The organism is Corynebacterium sp. HMSC05H05 (assembly GCF_001807265.1).
Taxonomy (GTDB): domain Bacteria; phylum Actinomycetota; class Actinomycetes; order Mycobacteriales; family Mycobacteriaceae; genus Corynebacterium.
Map to the genome: position 1 here is coordinate 94,846 of NZ_KV788371.1, position 16,531 is coordinate 111,376.

At 64.1% G+C, this 16,531-nt stretch carries 17 protein-coding genes; 15 read left to right on the forward strand and 2 right to left on the reverse strand.

All coding sequences use genetic code 11. The annotated features are described in order from the left end of the window. Nucleotides 1–37 precede the first annotated feature (37 nt). From HMPREF3151_RS01775 to HMPREF3151_RS01785, 3 genes are all read left to right on the forward strand, one after another. On the forward strand, nt 38–820 hold the full coding sequence (locus HMPREF3151_RS01775) for an HAD family hydrolase (RefSeq protein WP_070472743.1): 783 nt from the start codon (nt 38–40) through the stop codon (nt 818–820). After that, the gene (locus tag HMPREF3151_RS01780) at nt 817–1,398 is read left to right on the forward strand and encodes a DNA-3-methyladenine glycosylase (protein ID WP_070472746.1); all 582 of its coding nucleotides are present in this window, start codon (nt 817–819) and stop codon (nt 1,396–1,398) included. Before HMPREF3151_RS01775 ends, HMPREF3151_RS01780 begins: the two co-directional genes overlap by 4 nt. An 83-nt stretch (nt 1,399–1,481) precedes the next feature. Then, nucleotides 1,482–2,129, forward strand: a complete 648-nt coding sequence (locus tag HMPREF3151_RS01785) for a biliverdin-producing heme oxygenase (RefSeq protein ID WP_070473061.1) — start codon at nt 1,482–1,484, stop codon at nt 2,127–2,129. An 11-nt stretch (nt 2,130–2,140) separates the two neighbouring features. Here the strand turns inward: HMPREF3151_RS01785 and HMPREF3151_RS01790 are convergent, their stop codons facing one another. After that, nucleotides 2,141–2,488 (reverse strand): hypothetical protein, encoded by a 348-nt coding sequence (locus HMPREF3151_RS01790; RefSeq protein ID WP_141741270.1) that lies wholly within the window; start codon nt 2,486–2,488, stop codon nt 2,141–2,143. Between the two features lie 173 nt (nt 2,489–2,661). On the opposite strand from HMPREF3151_RS01790, the gene HMPREF3151_RS01795 reads away from it, so the two are divergent. From HMPREF3151_RS01795 to HMPREF3151_RS01825, 7 genes are all read left to right on the forward strand, one after another. Beyond that, nucleotides 2,662–4,596, forward strand: coding sequence for an HtaA domain-containing protein (locus HMPREF3151_RS01795; RefSeq protein ID WP_083290123.1), 1,935 nt, complete (start codon nt 2,662–2,664; stop codon nt 4,594–4,596). 25 nt (nt 4,597–4,621) lie between these two features. Beyond that, a complete protein-coding gene (locus tag HMPREF3151_RS01800) occupies nt 4,622–5,689 on the forward strand; it encodes a heme/hemin ABC transporter substrate-binding protein (RefSeq protein ID WP_070472756.1) in 1,068 nt (355 codons plus the stop codon). After that, nucleotides 5,686–6,729, forward strand: a complete 1,044-nt coding sequence (locus HMPREF3151_RS01805; RefSeq protein WP_070421265.1) for a FecCD family ABC transporter permease — start codon at nt 5,686–5,688, stop codon at nt 6,727–6,729. The genes HMPREF3151_RS01800 and HMPREF3151_RS01805 overlap by 4 nt, the downstream gene beginning before the upstream one ends. Beyond that, the gene (locus tag HMPREF3151_RS01810) at nt 6,726–7,529 is read left to right on the forward strand and encodes a heme ABC transporter ATP-binding protein (protein ID WP_070472758.1); all 804 of its coding nucleotides are present in this window, start codon (nt 6,726–6,728) and stop codon (nt 7,527–7,529) included. Before HMPREF3151_RS01805 ends, HMPREF3151_RS01810 begins: the two co-directional genes overlap by 4 nt. A 92-nt stretch (nt 7,530–7,621) precedes the next feature. Next, a complete protein-coding gene (locus HMPREF3151_RS01815; protein ID WP_070472761.1) occupies nt 7,622–8,482 on the forward strand; it encodes an HtaA domain-containing protein in 861 nt (286 codons plus the stop codon). Nucleotides 8,483–8,487: 5 nt separating this feature from the next. Continuing rightward, on the forward strand, nt 8,488–8,751 hold the full coding sequence (locus tag HMPREF3151_RS01820; protein ID WP_070472763.1) for a hypothetical protein: 264 nt from the start codon (nt 8,488–8,490) through the stop codon (nt 8,749–8,751). A 64-nt stretch (nt 8,752–8,815) separates the two neighbouring features. Then, nucleotides 8,816–9,577, forward strand: coding sequence for an HtaA domain-containing protein (locus HMPREF3151_RS01825; RefSeq protein WP_070472765.1), 762 nt, complete (start codon nt 8,816–8,818; stop codon nt 9,575–9,577). On the opposite strand, the gene ppk2 is transcribed toward HMPREF3151_RS01825, so the two are convergent. Further along, complete coding sequence (ppk2, locus tag HMPREF3151_RS01830; RefSeq protein ID WP_070472768.1) at nt 9,578–10,429, reverse strand: polyphosphate kinase 2; 852 nt, start codon at nt 10,427–10,429, stop codon at nt 9,578–9,580. 186 nt (nt 10,430–10,615) lie between these two features. Between ppk2 and HMPREF3151_RS01835 the strand changes: the two genes are divergently transcribed. From HMPREF3151_RS01835 to HMPREF3151_RS01855, 5 genes are all read left to right on the forward strand, one after another. Beyond that, nucleotides 10,616–11,254 carry a GntR family transcriptional regulator gene (locus HMPREF3151_RS01835; RefSeq protein WP_070472771.1) on the forward strand — a complete coding sequence of 213 codons (639 nt, stop codon included), beginning with the start codon at nt 10,616–10,618 and terminating at the stop codon, nt 11,252–11,254. Nucleotides 11,255–11,314: 60 nt separating this feature from the next. Continuing rightward, nucleotides 11,315–12,070, forward strand: a complete 756-nt coding sequence (locus tag HMPREF3151_RS01840) for a LamB/YcsF family protein (protein ID WP_070472773.1) — start codon at nt 11,315–11,317, stop codon at nt 12,068–12,070. Next, nucleotides 12,067–13,617, forward strand: coding sequence for a 5-oxoprolinase subunit B/C family protein (locus HMPREF3151_RS01845; protein ID WP_070472777.1), 1,551 nt, complete (start codon nt 12,067–12,069; stop codon nt 13,615–13,617). The genes HMPREF3151_RS01840 and HMPREF3151_RS01845 overlap by 4 nt, the downstream gene beginning before the upstream one ends. A gap of 3 nt (nt 13,618–13,620) precedes the next feature. Beyond that, entirely contained in the window at nt 13,621–15,345 is a 1,725-nt protein-coding gene (locus HMPREF3151_RS01850; protein WP_070472780.1) for an acetyl/propionyl/methylcrotonyl-CoA carboxylase subunit alpha, read from the forward strand. 66 nt (nt 15,346–15,411) lie between these two features. Then, nucleotides 15,412–16,497 (forward strand): zinc-dependent alcohol dehydrogenase family protein, encoded by a 1,086-nt coding sequence (locus HMPREF3151_RS01855; RefSeq protein WP_070472783.1) that lies wholly within the window; start codon nt 15,412–15,414, stop codon nt 16,495–16,497. Nucleotides 16,498–16,531: the final 34 nt, after the last annotated feature.

Genomic DNA, 16,531 nt, shown 5'->3' on the forward strand with positions numbered 1-16,531 from the left:
CCCCAGTGTTCCACATCACACCGGTAGTGTGGGGGCAATGCAGACACCTCGGTTAATAGCGTTGGACATGGACGGCACGCTCCTCGACGGCGACGGGCGTGTGCCGGATGCGTTTTGGCCGCTGCTGGAGACCGCGCGCTCGCGCGGGGTGACCCTCGCGCCGGCGTCGGGGCGCCAGCTGGCCACGTTGCAGCAGATGTTCCCGGATTGCGAGAACTTCATCGCGGAAAACGGCGCGGTGGTGGCGCGCGGCGGCGAGGTGGTCTCCACCACCGCCCTACCCCTGGATGCTGCCCGCAACCTCATCGCAGCGCTTCCCGACGCACCATTTCCCGCCCACACCGTCATCTGTGCACCAGAAGTGGCCGCCACCCTCCCGCTGCCACCGGCCATCGACGCCGAGGTAGACAAGTACTACGCCTCCCGCACAACACTGGCAGCACTCGGCGACCACCCCACCCCCGTGATCAAAATCGCCCTCTACGTCGAAACCGACGCCGAACGCGACGCCCTGCCCTGGGTCCGCGAACACGCCCCCGAGCTGCGCGCTGTAGTCAGCGGCAAACACTGGCTAGACATCATGCACCCAGACGCCGACAAAGGACACGCACTCGAAGCGCTCGCCGACACGCTGGGTATCCCCCTTGCACAGACCTCAGCATTCGGCGACTTCCTCAACGACTACGGCATGCTTCGCGCCGCCGGCTACGCCGTCGCCATGGAAAACGCACACCCCGACCTCAAAGCGATCGCGGACGAGGTGATTGGGTCAAACGGGGACGAGGCGGTCGTCGATAAGCTTGCGCAATGGCTGAAATGATCGACTTCACCCAACCCGCCGACGTCGTCGCACCGCAGTTGCTGGGGTGCCTCATCACCCACAACGGGGTAACCGTGCGCCTGACCGAAGTCGAGGCATACCTCGGCGACGACGACCCCGCCGCCCACACCCACAACGGCAAAACCGCCCGCAACGCCGCCATGTTCGGCCCACCCGGCAGGCTCTACGTCTACCTCTCCTACGGCATCCACCACAACAGCAACATCGTCTGCGCACCCGAAGGCGTCGGCCAAGGCTGCCTCATGCGCGGCGGCGAAATCATCGCCGGCGAAGCACTCGCCCGCAAGCGGCGACAACGCCCCGACCGTGCCATAATCCCGTTTGAAAACCTCGCACGCGGGCCAGGCAACCTCGGCCAAGCGCTCGGACTGGGGTTAGGCGACAACGGCACCCCCGTTCACCTCACCCCACGCGACACCGAACCCGAATGGGTCGCAGGACCGCGCATCGGGATCTCCAAAAACAAAGACGCCCCGTGGCGGTTCTGGATCCCCGGCGACAAAACCGTATCCACACCACGCGGGCGCCCGAAGCGGATCAACCTTTTGGGTGATTGATTAAAGGTTAGGCTTACCTATATTCTCAATCTGCAACTAAGGGTAACCTACCCTTCATTCCTAGATTGGAGAAGCAGATGACCATGGCCGCCCCCACTGACCAGCGACTGTCGGCCGCACTCAAAGACCAGACTGCCACTGCGCACTCCAGCGCCGAGAATTCCCCCTTCATGTCGAGCCTTGGAAAAGGCGAGCTGGACCGGGCAGCCGTAGCAGAGCTGACAGTGCAGTACTTCCACATCTATTCGGCACTCGAAGCTGCGGTACGCCGCGCCGCTTCCCACCCCGCGGTGGCGCAGATCGCCGACGAGCGCCTCGAGCGCGTGCCCGCCCTCGAAGCCGATCTCACCGCCATGCTCGGTGCCGGCTGGAAGGAAACCACCGCCCCACTCGATGCCACGAGGCGCTACGTTGCCGAACTCGAGGCGCTCACCCCGGACTCCGGCCCGGAAGTCATCGCCCACCACTACGTGCGCTACCTCGGCGACATTGCCGGCGGACAGGTGCTCGCACGCGTGTTCCAGAACGCGTACGCACTGCCCGACGAGGCATTGCACTTCTACAACTTCTCCGCGGTAGGCAAGATCCCACACTACCGCGCGCACTACAAGGAAGCGCTCGACGCGATACAGCTTAACGACGAAGAGCGCGCACAAATCATCTCCACCGCCCAGCACGTTTTCGCCCTGAACCAGGCAGTGTTCCAGGACCTTTCGACCCACGCCGGCTAGGCCGGGGCTCACTAACGCCTGTCAACGTAAGCGATCGCACCCCAGATCGCCCCAGCCGCCACGAACGCGGTGAGCACTCCGCCGGTGAGCGTGAACTGCGCAGGCACCAGAAACAGCACTAGCACTGCCAAGCAAACAATCAACCCCCAAGCCACCGCGAGGACGATCCCCGCGCGTTTGCCCAGTCGAGCACTGGCATCGCGGCCCTTATGCGAGGGCAGTGACGAAAGCCCGAGAACCGCAGCCACCAACGCCACGCTCGCAGGGAACGCCACCCAGATGTTTCCGGTACCCGCCCCAAACGCGATCACACCTGTGATCAAGGCGATCAGGGCGCGCTCCCAGGTGACGAAGTGCACAGCGCCGCCTTCATATGTGCGCGGCAATCGCACACCGACAGGTCGAATGAGTTTGGTAGCAGGTCCCGTCTGTTGCGCCATCACGACAACCCCTTTCAACATTATGCAAACCTAACCTTACTTAGGTAAGGTTAGCCTACCTACTTTTCGCTATTTCGCACCTCGAGGCAACCATGAATGTTCGCACCCACCTCGGCGCAGTCGCTTGCGCGAGCCTGATCGGCTTTACCGCCACCATGTTCGGCGCCGCGCCTGCGCTTCTTCCTCTCGCGGCGGCCGAAGAGCCTGCCAGCACACACCGCAGTGTCTCAGCGGGAACCATGCAATGGGGGGTGCGCGAATCGTTCAGAAAATACATCGAAGGTCCCATAGCCCACGGCAGCATTTCGGTCGGTGGCGGCGCACAGCGCTCAGGCGACGGTTTCACGTTCGACGCCAAATCCTCGGCACTGACTTCAGCCTCGGCCGGCGAAATCAGCTTCCAGGGTGAGGTCCATTTCACCGGACACAACGGCGCGCTTGATATGACGCTGCGCAACCCCACAGTGGTGGTCAATGGCACTCAAGCCGAACTGCGGGTGGATTACGCTTCGCGGAAGTACGAGGGCATGAACTCGACCGGCCCGGTGCGCGAAGGCACCCAAGAGCTGCTCGCCACCATCGCGCTCAACGCCGCCCCGGATTTCTCCGCACAAACAACGACCATCGCAGGCCCCACCTCCCTCACCACAACCGGTGCGGAGATCTTCGGTGGCTTCTACGAGGTGGGCGCTCCACTCGACCCGGTCACAATTGAGCTATCGCTTAACGACGCCTCCGGCCCCGCCCCACAGCCCAAAGAGGGCGGCGGCACCTCCGGCGCAAAGAGATCGGGCGCCACCTCCGGCCCGGCCCGCCTCCTCGGCGAGATCAACGACACCCTGGAAGAACTCAACGCGATGTTCGCCAACACTGAGACACTGCTGCGCAGCGGTGAGTCACTGCATCGCCGGGTACTTCCGATGCAGGAAGGCACGAGCCCTGCACCAGCGGCCAACAGCGGCGCCCCCACGTCCAATGCCTCCCGAACGGGAGGAACCTCCAACGCAACGAACAGTCCAGCGAACGTCAACCCTGGCTCCGTCCCCGCGACACCAGCCGGCGCGCCGAAGGTGAGTGGCGGCACGAACACCGGTAATGCAGCAAAACCCACTGGTGCGGCACCTGCGGGTGGCGCCAGCGACAGCGGGATCTGTGACTCGAGCGCGTCTCGTGGGATTGTCAGTTCCGAGGCCCAGTGGGGCATTCGCCAATCTTTCCGCACGTACATCCGCGGCAACATCGCGAAAGGACGCTGGGAACTCAAAGGCGTCGGCGACGACGGCAACGCGTTCACGTTCTCCGGCAATTCCGGCGCGGTGGACACTGCCGCACGCTCCGGTTCCATCCTCTACCCCGGCACCATCCACTTCACCGGCCACGAAGGGGTGTTAGACACCCGCTTTTCCAATATGGAGATCCAGTTCAGTGGCGATTCGGGCCAAATCGTCATCAATGTTTCGTCGAATAGCACTGATGGCAAGGCGAATGATTTCGGCCGCATCGCGATCGCCAACTTATCCTTCAGCGAGCTGAGCGTCTCCGATTCCGCGGTGTCCGGCTCCGCGCAGGCGACGCTCACCCAAGTCGGCGCGGAGGCGTTCGGCCAGTTCTACCCCGCTGGGGCCCCACTCGACCCAGTGAGTTTCAGCGCTCGCCTCGGCAACACGGCGAACTGCCGCGAGGGGCAGGGTGGAGCCTCCTCGGAGTCGTCGACAGGCAAAGGCGGAACCGCAGGTGACGCTGCGGCGCTGAAGCGCGGCGGCACGGCAGGAGCCCAAGCGAAGCTGAACTCAGGGACGACCCCCGAAAACGCAAAAGGCAGCGTGTTCGACGAGGTAGAAGGTACAGATGCCGTGGAATCCGCCAAACAGCCCGAAGGCGGAAAGTTCCAGATCAAAAACTCCGCGGCAGGCGACGGCGCCGGCAGCGGAGGCTGGGACGACTCAACGGTGGCCAAACTCCTGCTTCTGGTGGCCTCGCTGCTCGGCGCCGGTGGCGCGCTGACCAGGTTTATTGCGACCGGATAAAACCGGATAGAAAAGGAAACTCTCAATGAAGCTTTGGAAAACACCCCTCGTCTGCGCGGTCGCGGCGGCCGTGGGTCTGTCGCTTGGAGGTTGCGCCAGCTGGGACAACCCCGTGCAAACCGAACAAAAGGCGCTTTCGCAGTCGCTCGCAACCGGAGCCGACCCGCACCAGGCTGAGGGCGTCGCGATGGTATCGGAGATTTCCGAGGTAGAACCCGTCGAAGCGGAGCGCGAAACTGCGCTGCCCGTCGAACTCACTGACGCCGACGGCCACGACGTCACGGTCACCGACACCTCCCGCATCCTCGCGCTCGACCTCTACGGCACCTACACAAAGACGCTCCGCGGTATCGGGTTGGCGGACAACATTGTCGGTCGCACGGTCAGCTCCGCGGAACCCTCGCTTTCTGACCTTCCCGTGGTCACCGAAAACGGTCACTCACTAAACGTGGAGGCAATACTGAACTTGCGCCCGACGTTGGTCATCGTGGATCACTCCGTCGGCCCGAGCGAGGCCATCGACCAAATCCGCGCGGCGGGCGTGACCACCGTCGTCATGGAGCCGAAACGGACCATGGCATCAATGGGAGAGGACATCATGAACGTGGCCTCCGTCGTCGGGGAGCCAGAAGCGGGCAAACTCCTCGCGGAACGAAGTGAAAAAGAGGTGCAGCAAGCTCTCAAAGCGATCAAACAGGTCGTCCCGAAACAGCCGCTGCGCATGTCATTCCTGTACGCGCGCGGGACCGGCGGCGTGTTCTACCTGCTCGGCGGCGAAGACGGCACCAAGGACCTCATCGAGGCGCTCGGCGGCGTCGACGTGAACACTGAAAACGGCATCGGCAACGCTTCCCCCGCCAGCCCCGAAGCGCTCGCCCAGGTCAATCCGGAGGTGTTCGTCATGATGAACGGCGGGCTGCAATCCACCGGCGATATCGAGGGCCTGCTTCAACGACCCGGTGTCGCACAGACGACCGCCGGCCAGCACAAGCGCGTGCTTTCACTTCCCGACGGCGACTCGCTTGCGTTCGGCCCCCAAACCGGGGAACTTCTGCTGCGCGCAGCCCACGCCCTGTACGGGGAGGGGCAGTGACATCTTCCGCCGAGGTGTTTCACGCCCGCCGCCGCGGCCGTGTGGCGCTGTTCACGACCGTCAGTGTGTTGCTGGTGGCGACAGCCATCGGCTCGATCATGGTTGGACAGTTCGAGCTTTCGGTCCGTGAGCTGTGGCCGATTCTCCAGGCCGGTCCGCTGTCCGCAACCTCTCTGGAAGCGTCCGTGATCTGGCAGATCCGACTCCCCCGCCTGGTGCTCGGTCTGTTCGTCGGTGCCGCGCTGGGCGTCAGCGGGGCGCTCATGCAGGCAGTCTTCGCCAACCCGCTCGCGGAGCCGAGCGTGATCGGCGTGAGCACCGGCGCGGGCGTCGGGGCCGCCGTCGCGCTCGTCTTCGGGCTCACCACTTTCGGCACGATGACGGTGCCCGTCCTTGCCTTTATATCTGGGACCCTTGCAACCGCGGTGGTGTACTTCCTCTCGCGAGTCGGCGGCAAGGTTCGCGTGCTCAACCTGATCTTGGTGGGTATCGCGGCCAACGCTATCTGCGGTGCCATTATTTCAGTGCTCACTTTTATGGCCCCCACGACCGCGCGAGAGCAAATCATCTTTTGGCAGATGGGCACTCTCTCGGGCGCGAACTGGGCGCAAACGGGCGCAGTGACAGGCGTGGTCATCGTGTCGCTGACGCTGGCGATGCTGTTAGGCAGCAAGTTCGACCTTCTCGCACTCGGCGACCAGGCCGCCTACCACGTCGGGCTCAATGTCACACGCCTGCGAATGGCGGCGATCGTGCTGTCGACGCTGCTCACCGCTGCCGCTGTCTCGTTTGCGGGACTGATCGGGTTTGTGGGTCTTGTGGTGCCGCACATCGTGCGCACTGCGGTAGGCCCTTCCAATAAGGTGCTGCTCCCCGCTTCAGCTCTCGGTGGGGCACTTTTGATCGGTGCCGGCGACATTCTCGCCCGCACAATCATCCCCTTTGCAGACCTACCGATTGGCATATTTACCGCGCTGATCGGTGGGCCAACATTCTTCTTGCTGCTGCGGCAAATGATACGAAAGAACCACCAGATATGACTGTTACCGCACGTGGCGTCACTGTGCAGAAGCAAAACCGCACGATTCTTAACCAAGTCGACCTGCACGCAACCGCCGGCCAGGTCACCGGGCTTATCGGACCCAACGGAGCCGGAAAGTCGACCCTGCTGTCGGCCTTGGCGGGTGACATTCAGCTCGCGCACGGAGTGGTCGAGGTGGCGGGCAAGGATGCGTCGGAAAGCACAGCCTCCGAACTCGCGCGCACGCGCGCTGTCATGCTCCAAGACGTCAGCGTGGCGTTTTCCTTCCTCGTGCGCGATGTCGTCGAAATGGGCCGCCACCCCTGGGGCCGTGGGCCGGACGATGCGGCGATCGTGGATGCGGCGCTCGACGCGACGGGGATCACCCATCTACAGGACCGCGAGATTGTGACGCTGTCCGGCGGAGAGCGAGCCCGCGCAGCCTTCGCGCGGGTGCTCACGCAGCAAACGCAGGTCGTGCTTCTCGACGAACCAACGGCAGCCATGGACGTTCACTTCCAAGAACAAACGATGGGAGCCGTTCGCGCGCTTGCGCGCCGCGGTGTGACAGTCATCGTCGTGTTGCACGACCTACAGCTCGCGGCGCGATATTGCGACAGCGTCGTGTGCCTTAAGGCGGGCGAGATTACAGCGGCAGGCACCGTTGACGAAGTGTACAACGACGCGATTCTCAGCTCCGTCTACGACTGGCCCATCACCGTGTTGCGGAGCAGTGGGCGGATCCTAGTGGCCCCCGACGAGGCGGGTGAACCCGTCTCCGGACTCTGGTGTCCAGCCCCAGCTCCCCCCACCCCTTGAAAAAGTTAGGGACACCTTGCTAAGGTTAGCCTACCCTATCCAATCGGTGCGATGTTACATCCACCACACCAACTCACCGAAAGGCTTCATCAATGTCCCGCACCACCACCCTCGCGGCCATCACCGCCACGGCCATGATCTCGACTGCATTCGCCACCCCCGCTGCCTTCGCGGATGCGCCAACCATCGAGTCGGGAAATGCGCACTGGAACATCAAGGAATCGTTCCTGCGCTACGTGCAATCCCCGTTCGTCGCCAGCACCATCACAACCACGGAAGGCGCGGAGAAGGTGCTTCGCGACGGCAAGCTTGCTGACTTCGCACTTCCGGTCAATGCCGCCGACTCCGCCCTCGATGCCAACGGCAACGGCACCATTGACCTCGACGGCGCCATTTCGATCGTGGGTCACCACGGCGCTATGGACATCAAGATGTCCGACTTCAAGATTGTGGTCAACGGTACGAAGGGCGTCCTGCAGGCGGATTACGTGCGCAAGGGCGCAATGCCGGGCTCTGAGCCCACCACCGCCACCGGAGACGACAAGCCGATCGCAGAGTTCGAGGTCACAGATGCGCTGAAGCCCGGCAAGGACAACAAGTTGTCTGCGACGTTCACCCCGACCAAGCTGACCGAGTTCGGCGTCGACATCTTCGGCTCGAGCTACGAAGTCGGCAAGCCATTGGATGACTCGAAAGTCGCCGTCAACCTCGCATTCAAGGCCCCGAAGAAGGAGCCGAAGCCGACTGACCCGAAGCCGACTGACCCGAAGCTGATTGACCCGAAGCCGACTGACCCGAAGCCGACTGACCCGAAGCCGACCGGTGAGGACGGCTCGAGCACCGGCGCAATCGTCGGCATTGTCATGGCGGTTATCGCAGTGCTGGGCGGCCTGGGCTTTGCGGCGACTCAGCCTTCGGTCCAGAAGCTGATTAACCAGTTCATGGGCAAGTAGCGGCCATGTGCAAGGCGCGATTGTCCACCGCGGTGGCGGTGGCGCTATTGCTTTGCTCCCCCGCCGTCACTGAAGGCCAAACTGCGGAGGAAGACACTTTCACGGAGATTTCCTCGACAGACGACGGCTCGCCGGCTACGCAAGCCACGCGGGCAATCGCACTGGCGATGGCTTTCACCGGTTTAGGGTTCGCGCTCGGCGCCCTCATACAGGGGGCCGCGTCAATCCTCGGCATCAAGCCTCCACAACTGCCCCAACTGGTGCGTTAAACACTGTCCCAAGGGCCCCGTCGTCCGGCGAGGCCCTCATTTGATTCGAAAAGGATTCGCCTCAATGCTCATCTCCCGAAACGCCGCTGCGGCGGGGTTCTCCGCGCTTATATTCGCCACTGCGCTGGCAATTCCTGCCGCCGCCGAAAGCTCCTCCGCTGAGCCCGCCGAGGTTGGCGGCGAATTTGTGTGGCCCATTTCCACCGGTTTTCTGAATCAGGCCGTCATTAAAGGTCAAGGTCGCGTGCTCACAGGCGGGGGCGCGACGTGGAACCAGGAAGCGCTTGAATTCTCCTTCCCGGTCACCTCCGCGACGCGGACCGGAAAGACGTGGACATTCGCGCTCGACGGCTCAGCGCAGGTACAGGGATACAAGAATGCGGGTGGCTACGACGGCTGGGCCGTAGATGTAAAGTACTCGGACCTCAAGCTGAAGGTGGAGGGAAAAAACGCCACTTTGTACGGCGACTACCTCCTCGCCGGGGTCGCGAACAAGACGTACAAGCCAGTCGGTGCCAAGGGGGACGACGAGCCGCTGGTCACCTTCACACTCGGCAGCGAGATCACCCCGCCGAAACGAGTGACAGAGCACAACCGGACAACGGTGTCGGATACCGGCATGGAGAAGTCCCTCAGGCACTACCCGAAGGGCACGTTGCTAAAAGACTCTGAAGTGGATCTCAACGTGACATTCGGGGCGACTGCTCTCAGCCCTGGGGCGATCGCGGGCATCGCCGTGGGCGTGCTCGCCGTACTTGGCAGTCTCGCCTACGCATCAACCCTTACCCCGGTCCGGGCGCTCCTTGCGCAGTGGCTGCCCCGGTAACTACTTTCTCTTTTTCTTCTTGCTGCCCTTGCCCACTTTGCGCTTCTCCAACTTGGCGGCGACGTCGGGGACGTAGCGGAACTCGTCGCGAGGCGGACGCTCATAGTCCGTGATCTCCGGGCGCTCCGGGATCTCCGGCAAGTCCGGCTTGATGTGCTCGTACGGGATGGTGGACAAAAGGTGCGAGATGACGTTGATGCGCGAGCGCTTCTTGTCCTCGCTTTCCACCGTGTACCACGGCGCCGACGGAATGTCGGTGTGGACGAACATCTCGTCCTTCGCGCGGGAGTACTCCTCCCACTTCGTGATGGACTCCAGGTCCATCGGCGAGAGCTTCCACTGACGCAGCGGATCGTTGCGGCGCGACTGGAAGCGCTTGTACTGCTCCTCATCGGAGACGGAGAACCAGTACTTGCGCAGCATGATGCCGTCCTCAACCAGGAGGCGCTCGAAGATCGGCGCCTGATGCAGGAACCGGCGGTACTCCTGCGACGACGCGAACCCCATCACGCGCTCCACACCGGCGCGGTTGTACCAGGAGCGGTCGAAGATGACGATCTCACCGGCCGTGGGCAGCTTCTCCACGTAGCGCTGGAAGTACCACTGGCCCTGCTCGCGATCCGTCGGCTTCGGCAGCGCCTCGATGCGGCAGGTGCGCGGGTTCATGTACTGGGTGATCCGCTTAATCGCGGAGCCTTTGCCGGCCGCGTCGCGGCCCTCCATGACGATGACCAGGCGCTCGCCGTTTTCCACCACCCACTGCTGCATATCCACGAGCTCAGCCTGCAGGCGCAGCAGCTCCTTCTCGTACGCTTTCTTGGACAGTTTCGGCGGTTTGTTGTCGTGGCTCATGGGTGTAACCGTACCTGCAGGTGCCGTGAGCACTAAAAACACAAAGAAACCTGAGAAGAAAGATCAACATGAGATAACCAGTGCATTGTTCAACAATAAATGCGTTATACTCTCCGTAGTTCTAACCAATACGGTCACCCACCTGCGCAAACACGGTAGGTGACAACTGATTTCAATACGGATGCCATGCTTGCACACAACGTTTCCGCCGAGGTCCGCCGCGCGATCTCACGTGGCGAATTCGCCCCCGGGCAAAAGCTCAACGAGGTCGCCCTCGCCGAGCGCTTCGGGGTTTCCCGCAACACGTTGCGTGAAGCTTTCGCCATGCTGACCGCTGAAGGCCTCTGCGAACGCATCCCCAACCGCGGCGTGTTCCTGGCCACCCCGACGCCGGAGTTCGTCACAGACACCTTCCGCGCCCGCGCCGCCATCGAGCCGGCCGCGCTGCTGTGGGGCCCCGACCTGGACGTCGAACGCCTCGACGAGCTGAACAAGGAAGCCCGCGTCGCCATCGAGGAAGAGGACGACGACCTGTTCATCGCCGTCAACCAAGCCTTCCACCACGTCGTGCTCGCCGCGATGGGCTCGAAAACCCTCGGCGACACCATGGACCAGCTCGACGCCTTCCTCCGCCTGGCCACCCTGCCCATCCTGGAGCGCGACCCGGCGTTCAACCGCCGCTTCATCGAGGTCAACGAGCACATCGTCGAACTGGTCCAGTCCGGCGACCGCCAAGCCGCCTCCGACTACCTGCAGGTGCAGCTGATGGAACAGGCCGAGGCGATCATCGAGATGATCGAGAAGATCAACAACGGCGCAGTCTAAGCCACCCCCGCACCCAACCTGAGTGCGAGATCACATGCGCCAGGTTGTATAACTAGGGTCATGCACATCGACCTCAATGCTGACCTCGGTGAGACCACCGCGGGCAACCCGGTCGCTGACGACGCAGCCATGCTGGAGATGGTCTCCAGCGCCAACGTCGCCACCGGCTTCCACGCGGGAGACCCCCATTCCATCGCCGGCACCTTAAAAAACGCCGCCGCCCACGGCGTGACTATCGGCGCGCACGTGGCCTACAACGACCCGGCAGGCTTCGGCCGCCGCTTCATCGACTACGCCCCGGCAGAACTCGCCGACGAGACGCTCTACCAAATCGGCGCCCTCGACGCGCTCGCCCGCGTCCACGGCATGCAGGTGCGCTACGTCAAACCGCACGGCGCGCTCTACAACACGATCGTCCACCACGAAGCGCACGCCAAAGCGGTCATCGACGGCATCAAAGCGTTCAGCCCCGACCTTGCCGTGATGCTGCTACCCGGCGGCGTCGCCGTCGACATCGCCGAGAAGGCCGGCCTGCGCGTCATCCGCGAGGCGTTCGCGGACCGCGGCTACAACCCGGACGGCACGCTCGTGTCGCGGCGTGAGCCGGGTGCGGTCATGCACGACCCGCAGGACGTCGCTAAGCGAGTGCTCCAAGTCGCCTCCACCGGATCCGTCACCGCCATCGACGGCACCGAAGTCAAAGTCCAAGCCGAATCGGTCTGCGTCCACGGCGACTCCCCCGGCTCCGTCGAACTGACCCGCAGCGTCGTGCGCAAGCTTGCCGACGAAGGCATCCGCATCGAGGCCGTCCTGTGAGAAACATCAAACGCGTCGGCACCCGCGCCCTCATCGTGGATCTGCCAGACCTACAAACCGTCATGGACTTCTACGCGGCACTTACTGCCTCCCCACTGGAGCACCAAACCGATGTCGTCGCCGCCGCCCGCACTGTGCTGGTGACCTTCGACTCGCCAACCGCCACCACCAAGGCCGTGGACGTGCTGGCCTCCTACTCCCCCGACGCCGCCGACATGGGCACCCCGCGCGACATCAACATTGACGTGCGATACGACGGCGAAGACGTCGAAGCGCTGGCGTCGTCGCTAGGCATGAGCGCGGACGAGCTGATCGAATGGCACACCTCCACCACCTGGGTCGCCGCCTTCGGCGGATTCGCCCCCGGATTCACCTACTGCGTGCCAGAAGACGCCTCGCGCGCGCTGGAAATCCCGCGCCGCGACTCGCCCCGCACCGCCGTACCCGCAGGCGCCGTCGCCCTGGCCGGCGAATTCTCCGCCGTCTACCCGCGCACCTCCCCCGGCGGCTGGCAGCTCATAGGCACCACCGCCACCCCGATGTGGGACTCCACCGCCACCCCGCCCGCGCTCGTCGCCCCCGGCGACCGCGTGCACTACCGCGCCGTAGACACCCTGCCGGCGGACACGCAAACCGCGCGCAAGCACCTGGCCACACCGCCGCGCAGGCCCGTGTTCACGCTGGACGACGCCGGGCTGCAGACCCTGTACCAAGACCTCGGCCGCCAAGGCAACGGCAACCTCGGCGTGACAACCTCCGGCTCCTCCGACCGCGCCTCCGCCCGCACCGCCAACGCCGCGGTGGGCAACAAACGCAACGCCACGCTTCTGGAAAACGTCGGCGGGCTGACCATGACCGCCCTGGCCGAGACCGTCATCTGCGTCACCGGCGCCGACGCCGACGTCACCGTCGGCGGGCGGCCCGCCCCGCTGGCCACCCCGACGATCGTGCCGGCCGGCGCGGAGGGCGTCGTGAAGCCAGCGCGGCTGGGTTTCCGCACCTACGTCGCCGTGCGCGGCGGGCTCATCGCCGACACCGAGCTGGACTCGGCAGCCACCGACATGCTCTCCGGCCTCGGCCCGAAGCCGCTTGCCGCCGGCGACACCATCGCCATGTCGCTGACCCCGCCGCAGTCCGCAAACTCGCTTCTGACCAACCCGCTGCGCGTCGAACGCGACGGCGCCGACGTCGTCGGCGTGGTGCGCTGCGTGCTCGGCCCCCGCGACGACTGGTTTGACCAGGACGCCGTGGACCGGTTCTTCGCCACCACCTTTACCGTGACCGGCGACTCCAACCGCGTGGGCCTTCGCCTCGAATCCGACGCGCCGCTGACCCGCTCGCGCGACGGCGAGCTACCCAGCGAAGGCATGGTCGCAGGCTCCGTGCAGATCCCCCCGTCCGGCCAGCCCGTGCTCTTCCTGCGCGACCACGCCGTGACCGGCGGATACCCTGTCATCGCGACCGTGATCAATGAAGATGTCGACATCGCCGCACAACTCCCGCCCGGCGGAAAACTCCGCTTCGAGCGCTACACCCTGGAAGGTTAAGGAATGACTCTTTCTGCCGTACTGATTGCCAACCGCGGCGAGATCGCCGTGCGCATCGCGCGCACCGCCCGCGATCTGGGCATCCGCTCCATCGCCGTCTACTCTGAGCCCGACACCGGGGCGCTGCACACCCAAGTCGCCGACGAGGCATACCTGCTGCCGGGCACAACCTCCGCCGAGACGTACATGAACATCCCGGCGCTCATCGAAATCGCGCACCGCGCCGGCGCCGACTGTCTCCACCCCGGCTACGGCTTTTTGTCCGAAAACGCCGACTTCGCCCGCACCGTCGAGGAGGCCGGCCTGAAATGGATCGGCCCCTCGCCCGAGGCCATCGAGCTGCTCGGCGACAAACTCTCCGCCCGAGCACTTGCCGTCGAAGCAGACGCCCCGCTCGCCCCCGGCACCGGCGAACCGCTGTCCACCTGGGAGGAAGCACGCGACTTCGCCAACGAGCACGGCATGCCCATCGCGATCAAGGCAGCCTTCGGCGGCGGCGGCCGCGGCCTGAAGGTCGTCTTCGACGAAGCCGACATCGAGGAAGGCTTCGCTTCTGCCGGCCGCGAAGCGAAGGAAGCATTCGGCCGCGGCGAGTGCTACGTGGAGAAGTTCCTCACCCATCCACGACACGTCGAGGCGCAGGTGCTTGCCGACGCGCACGGCAACGTCGCCGTCCTCGGCACCCGCGACTGCTCCACCCAGCGCCGCTTCCAAAAACTCATCGAAGAAGCCCCCGCGCCGTTTCTGACCGACGAGCAGCGCACCGCCATCGAGGAAGGCGCCCGCGAAATCATTCGTAAGGCGAACTACCAGTCCGCCGGCACCGTCGAATACATCGTCTCCGAGGACGGCACCGTGTCGTTTTTGGAGGTCAACACACGTGTCCAGGTCGAGCACCCCGTCACCGAAGCCATCACTGGCGTGGACATCATCGCCGAACAGTTCCGCATCGCAGACGGGCTTCCGCTGTCCTTCGGCGACGCCGACCCGCAAATCCATGGTCACGCGTTCGAGTTCCGCATCAACGCCGAAGACGTCACCAACGGATTCGCACCGTCACCCGGCACCGTGACGCGTTTCGACGTGCCCACCGGCCCCGGTGTGCGCATCGACACCGGCGTGCGCACCGGTGGCCAAATCCCGCCCTACTACGACTCGCTCATGGGCAAGCTCGTCGTCTGGGGGCCGGACCGCGACACCGCGTTGAAGCGGGCGCAGCAGGCGCTCAGCGAGTTCGTCATCGAAGGCGTGCGCACCGTGCTGCCGTTCCACCGCGACATGGTCGACGCGCCCGAGATCACCGGCGACAGCCTCGAGGTCTACACCGACTGGGTCGACCACAATTACTCACCGTCGCAGAAGCACAACGGCGTGGACATCGAGCACATCTACGACGAGCGCCGCGACGTCGTCGTGGAAATCGACGGCAAGCTGCACACCATCGGCTTCCCCGTCGCGATGCTCGGCGGCGGCGCGGCCACGGCCTCGGCTGAGGCGGCTGGCCCGGCCGGCGACGAAGCGGGCGCCGTGACGTCGAAGTACGAAGCCACGATCGTGGAATGGCTCGTTTCCGACGGCGACGTCATTGCCAAGGGCGACCCAATCGCCACCGTCGAGGCGATGAAGATGGAATCGCAGCTCAAAGCGCCTCGCGACGGGCAGATCTCGCTTGCCGCGAAGCAGGGCGAGCGCGTGAAGGCGAACGCCACCATCGCGACGATTTCCTAGATATGAGCGCGGTCACTGACATACGATGAGGGTGTCTGAAGCCACACCAGCGAAAGGACCCCTATCATGGCTGAGACAATGCAGGCACTCACCTACTTCGGCGAGGGCGACGTGCGCGTCGACACGCGCCCTGTGCCGACCATCTTGGAGCCCACCGATGCGATCATCCGCATCGACACCACCACCATCTGCGGCACCGACCTCGGCATCTTCCATGGCAAAAACCCCGAAATTGAGGAACGCGAACGCGAGCGCACAGGCGAATGGAACGGACGCATCCTCGGCCACGAAGGCATCGGCACCGTCGAAGCCGTCGGCGAGGCAGTGCAAAACTTCCAACCCGGCGACAAAGTACTTGTCTCGTGCGTTTCCCGATGCGGCGCGTGCGAGAACTGCCAAAAGCAGCTTTACAGCCACTGCCAGAACGGTGGATCCTGGATTCTCGGCTACATGATCGACGGCACTCTCGCCGAGTACGTGCGCACCCCGTTTGCCGACACCTCCCTCTACCACCTGCCGGACACACTGGACAAAGAAGTCGCAGTGTTCCTTTCCGACGCCTTGCCCACCGGACACGAAATCGGAGTCCAATACGGCAGCGTCACCCCGGGCAGCGACGTCATGATCGTCGGCGCAGGCCCAGTCGGCATGGGCGTGCTGCTCACATCCCAGTTCTACTCCCCCGCCACCATCACAGTCGTGGACATGGACGATAACCGCCTCGCCAAAGCCCGCGAAATGGGCGCAACCCACACCCTCAACCCCGCAAGCGATGATGTCAACGCCCGTGTCGGCGACATCACCGAAGGGCGGGGCGTGGACACCGCCATCGAGGCAGTCGGTCTGCCTGCAACATGGAAAACATGCGCCGACAACGTCAAGGAAGGCGGAAACATTGCTGTCGTCGGCGTGCACGGGAAACCGGTGGAGTTTCCGCTCCAGGAGATGTGGATCAAAAACCTCACCGTGACCACCGGTCTCGTCAACGCAAACACCACAGGCATGCTGCTTAAGGCAGTCCAGAACTCGGACCTGCCCATCAAGTCTCTGGCTACCCACCACTTCACGTGGGACCAGCTCGGCGAGGCATGGGAGACGTTCTCGCATGCCGACGAGCACCAGGCGATGAAGGTCATCATCGACAACGTCTAGCCGAAGAGTTGGTCGAGTGCTCCGCGGTCGGTGT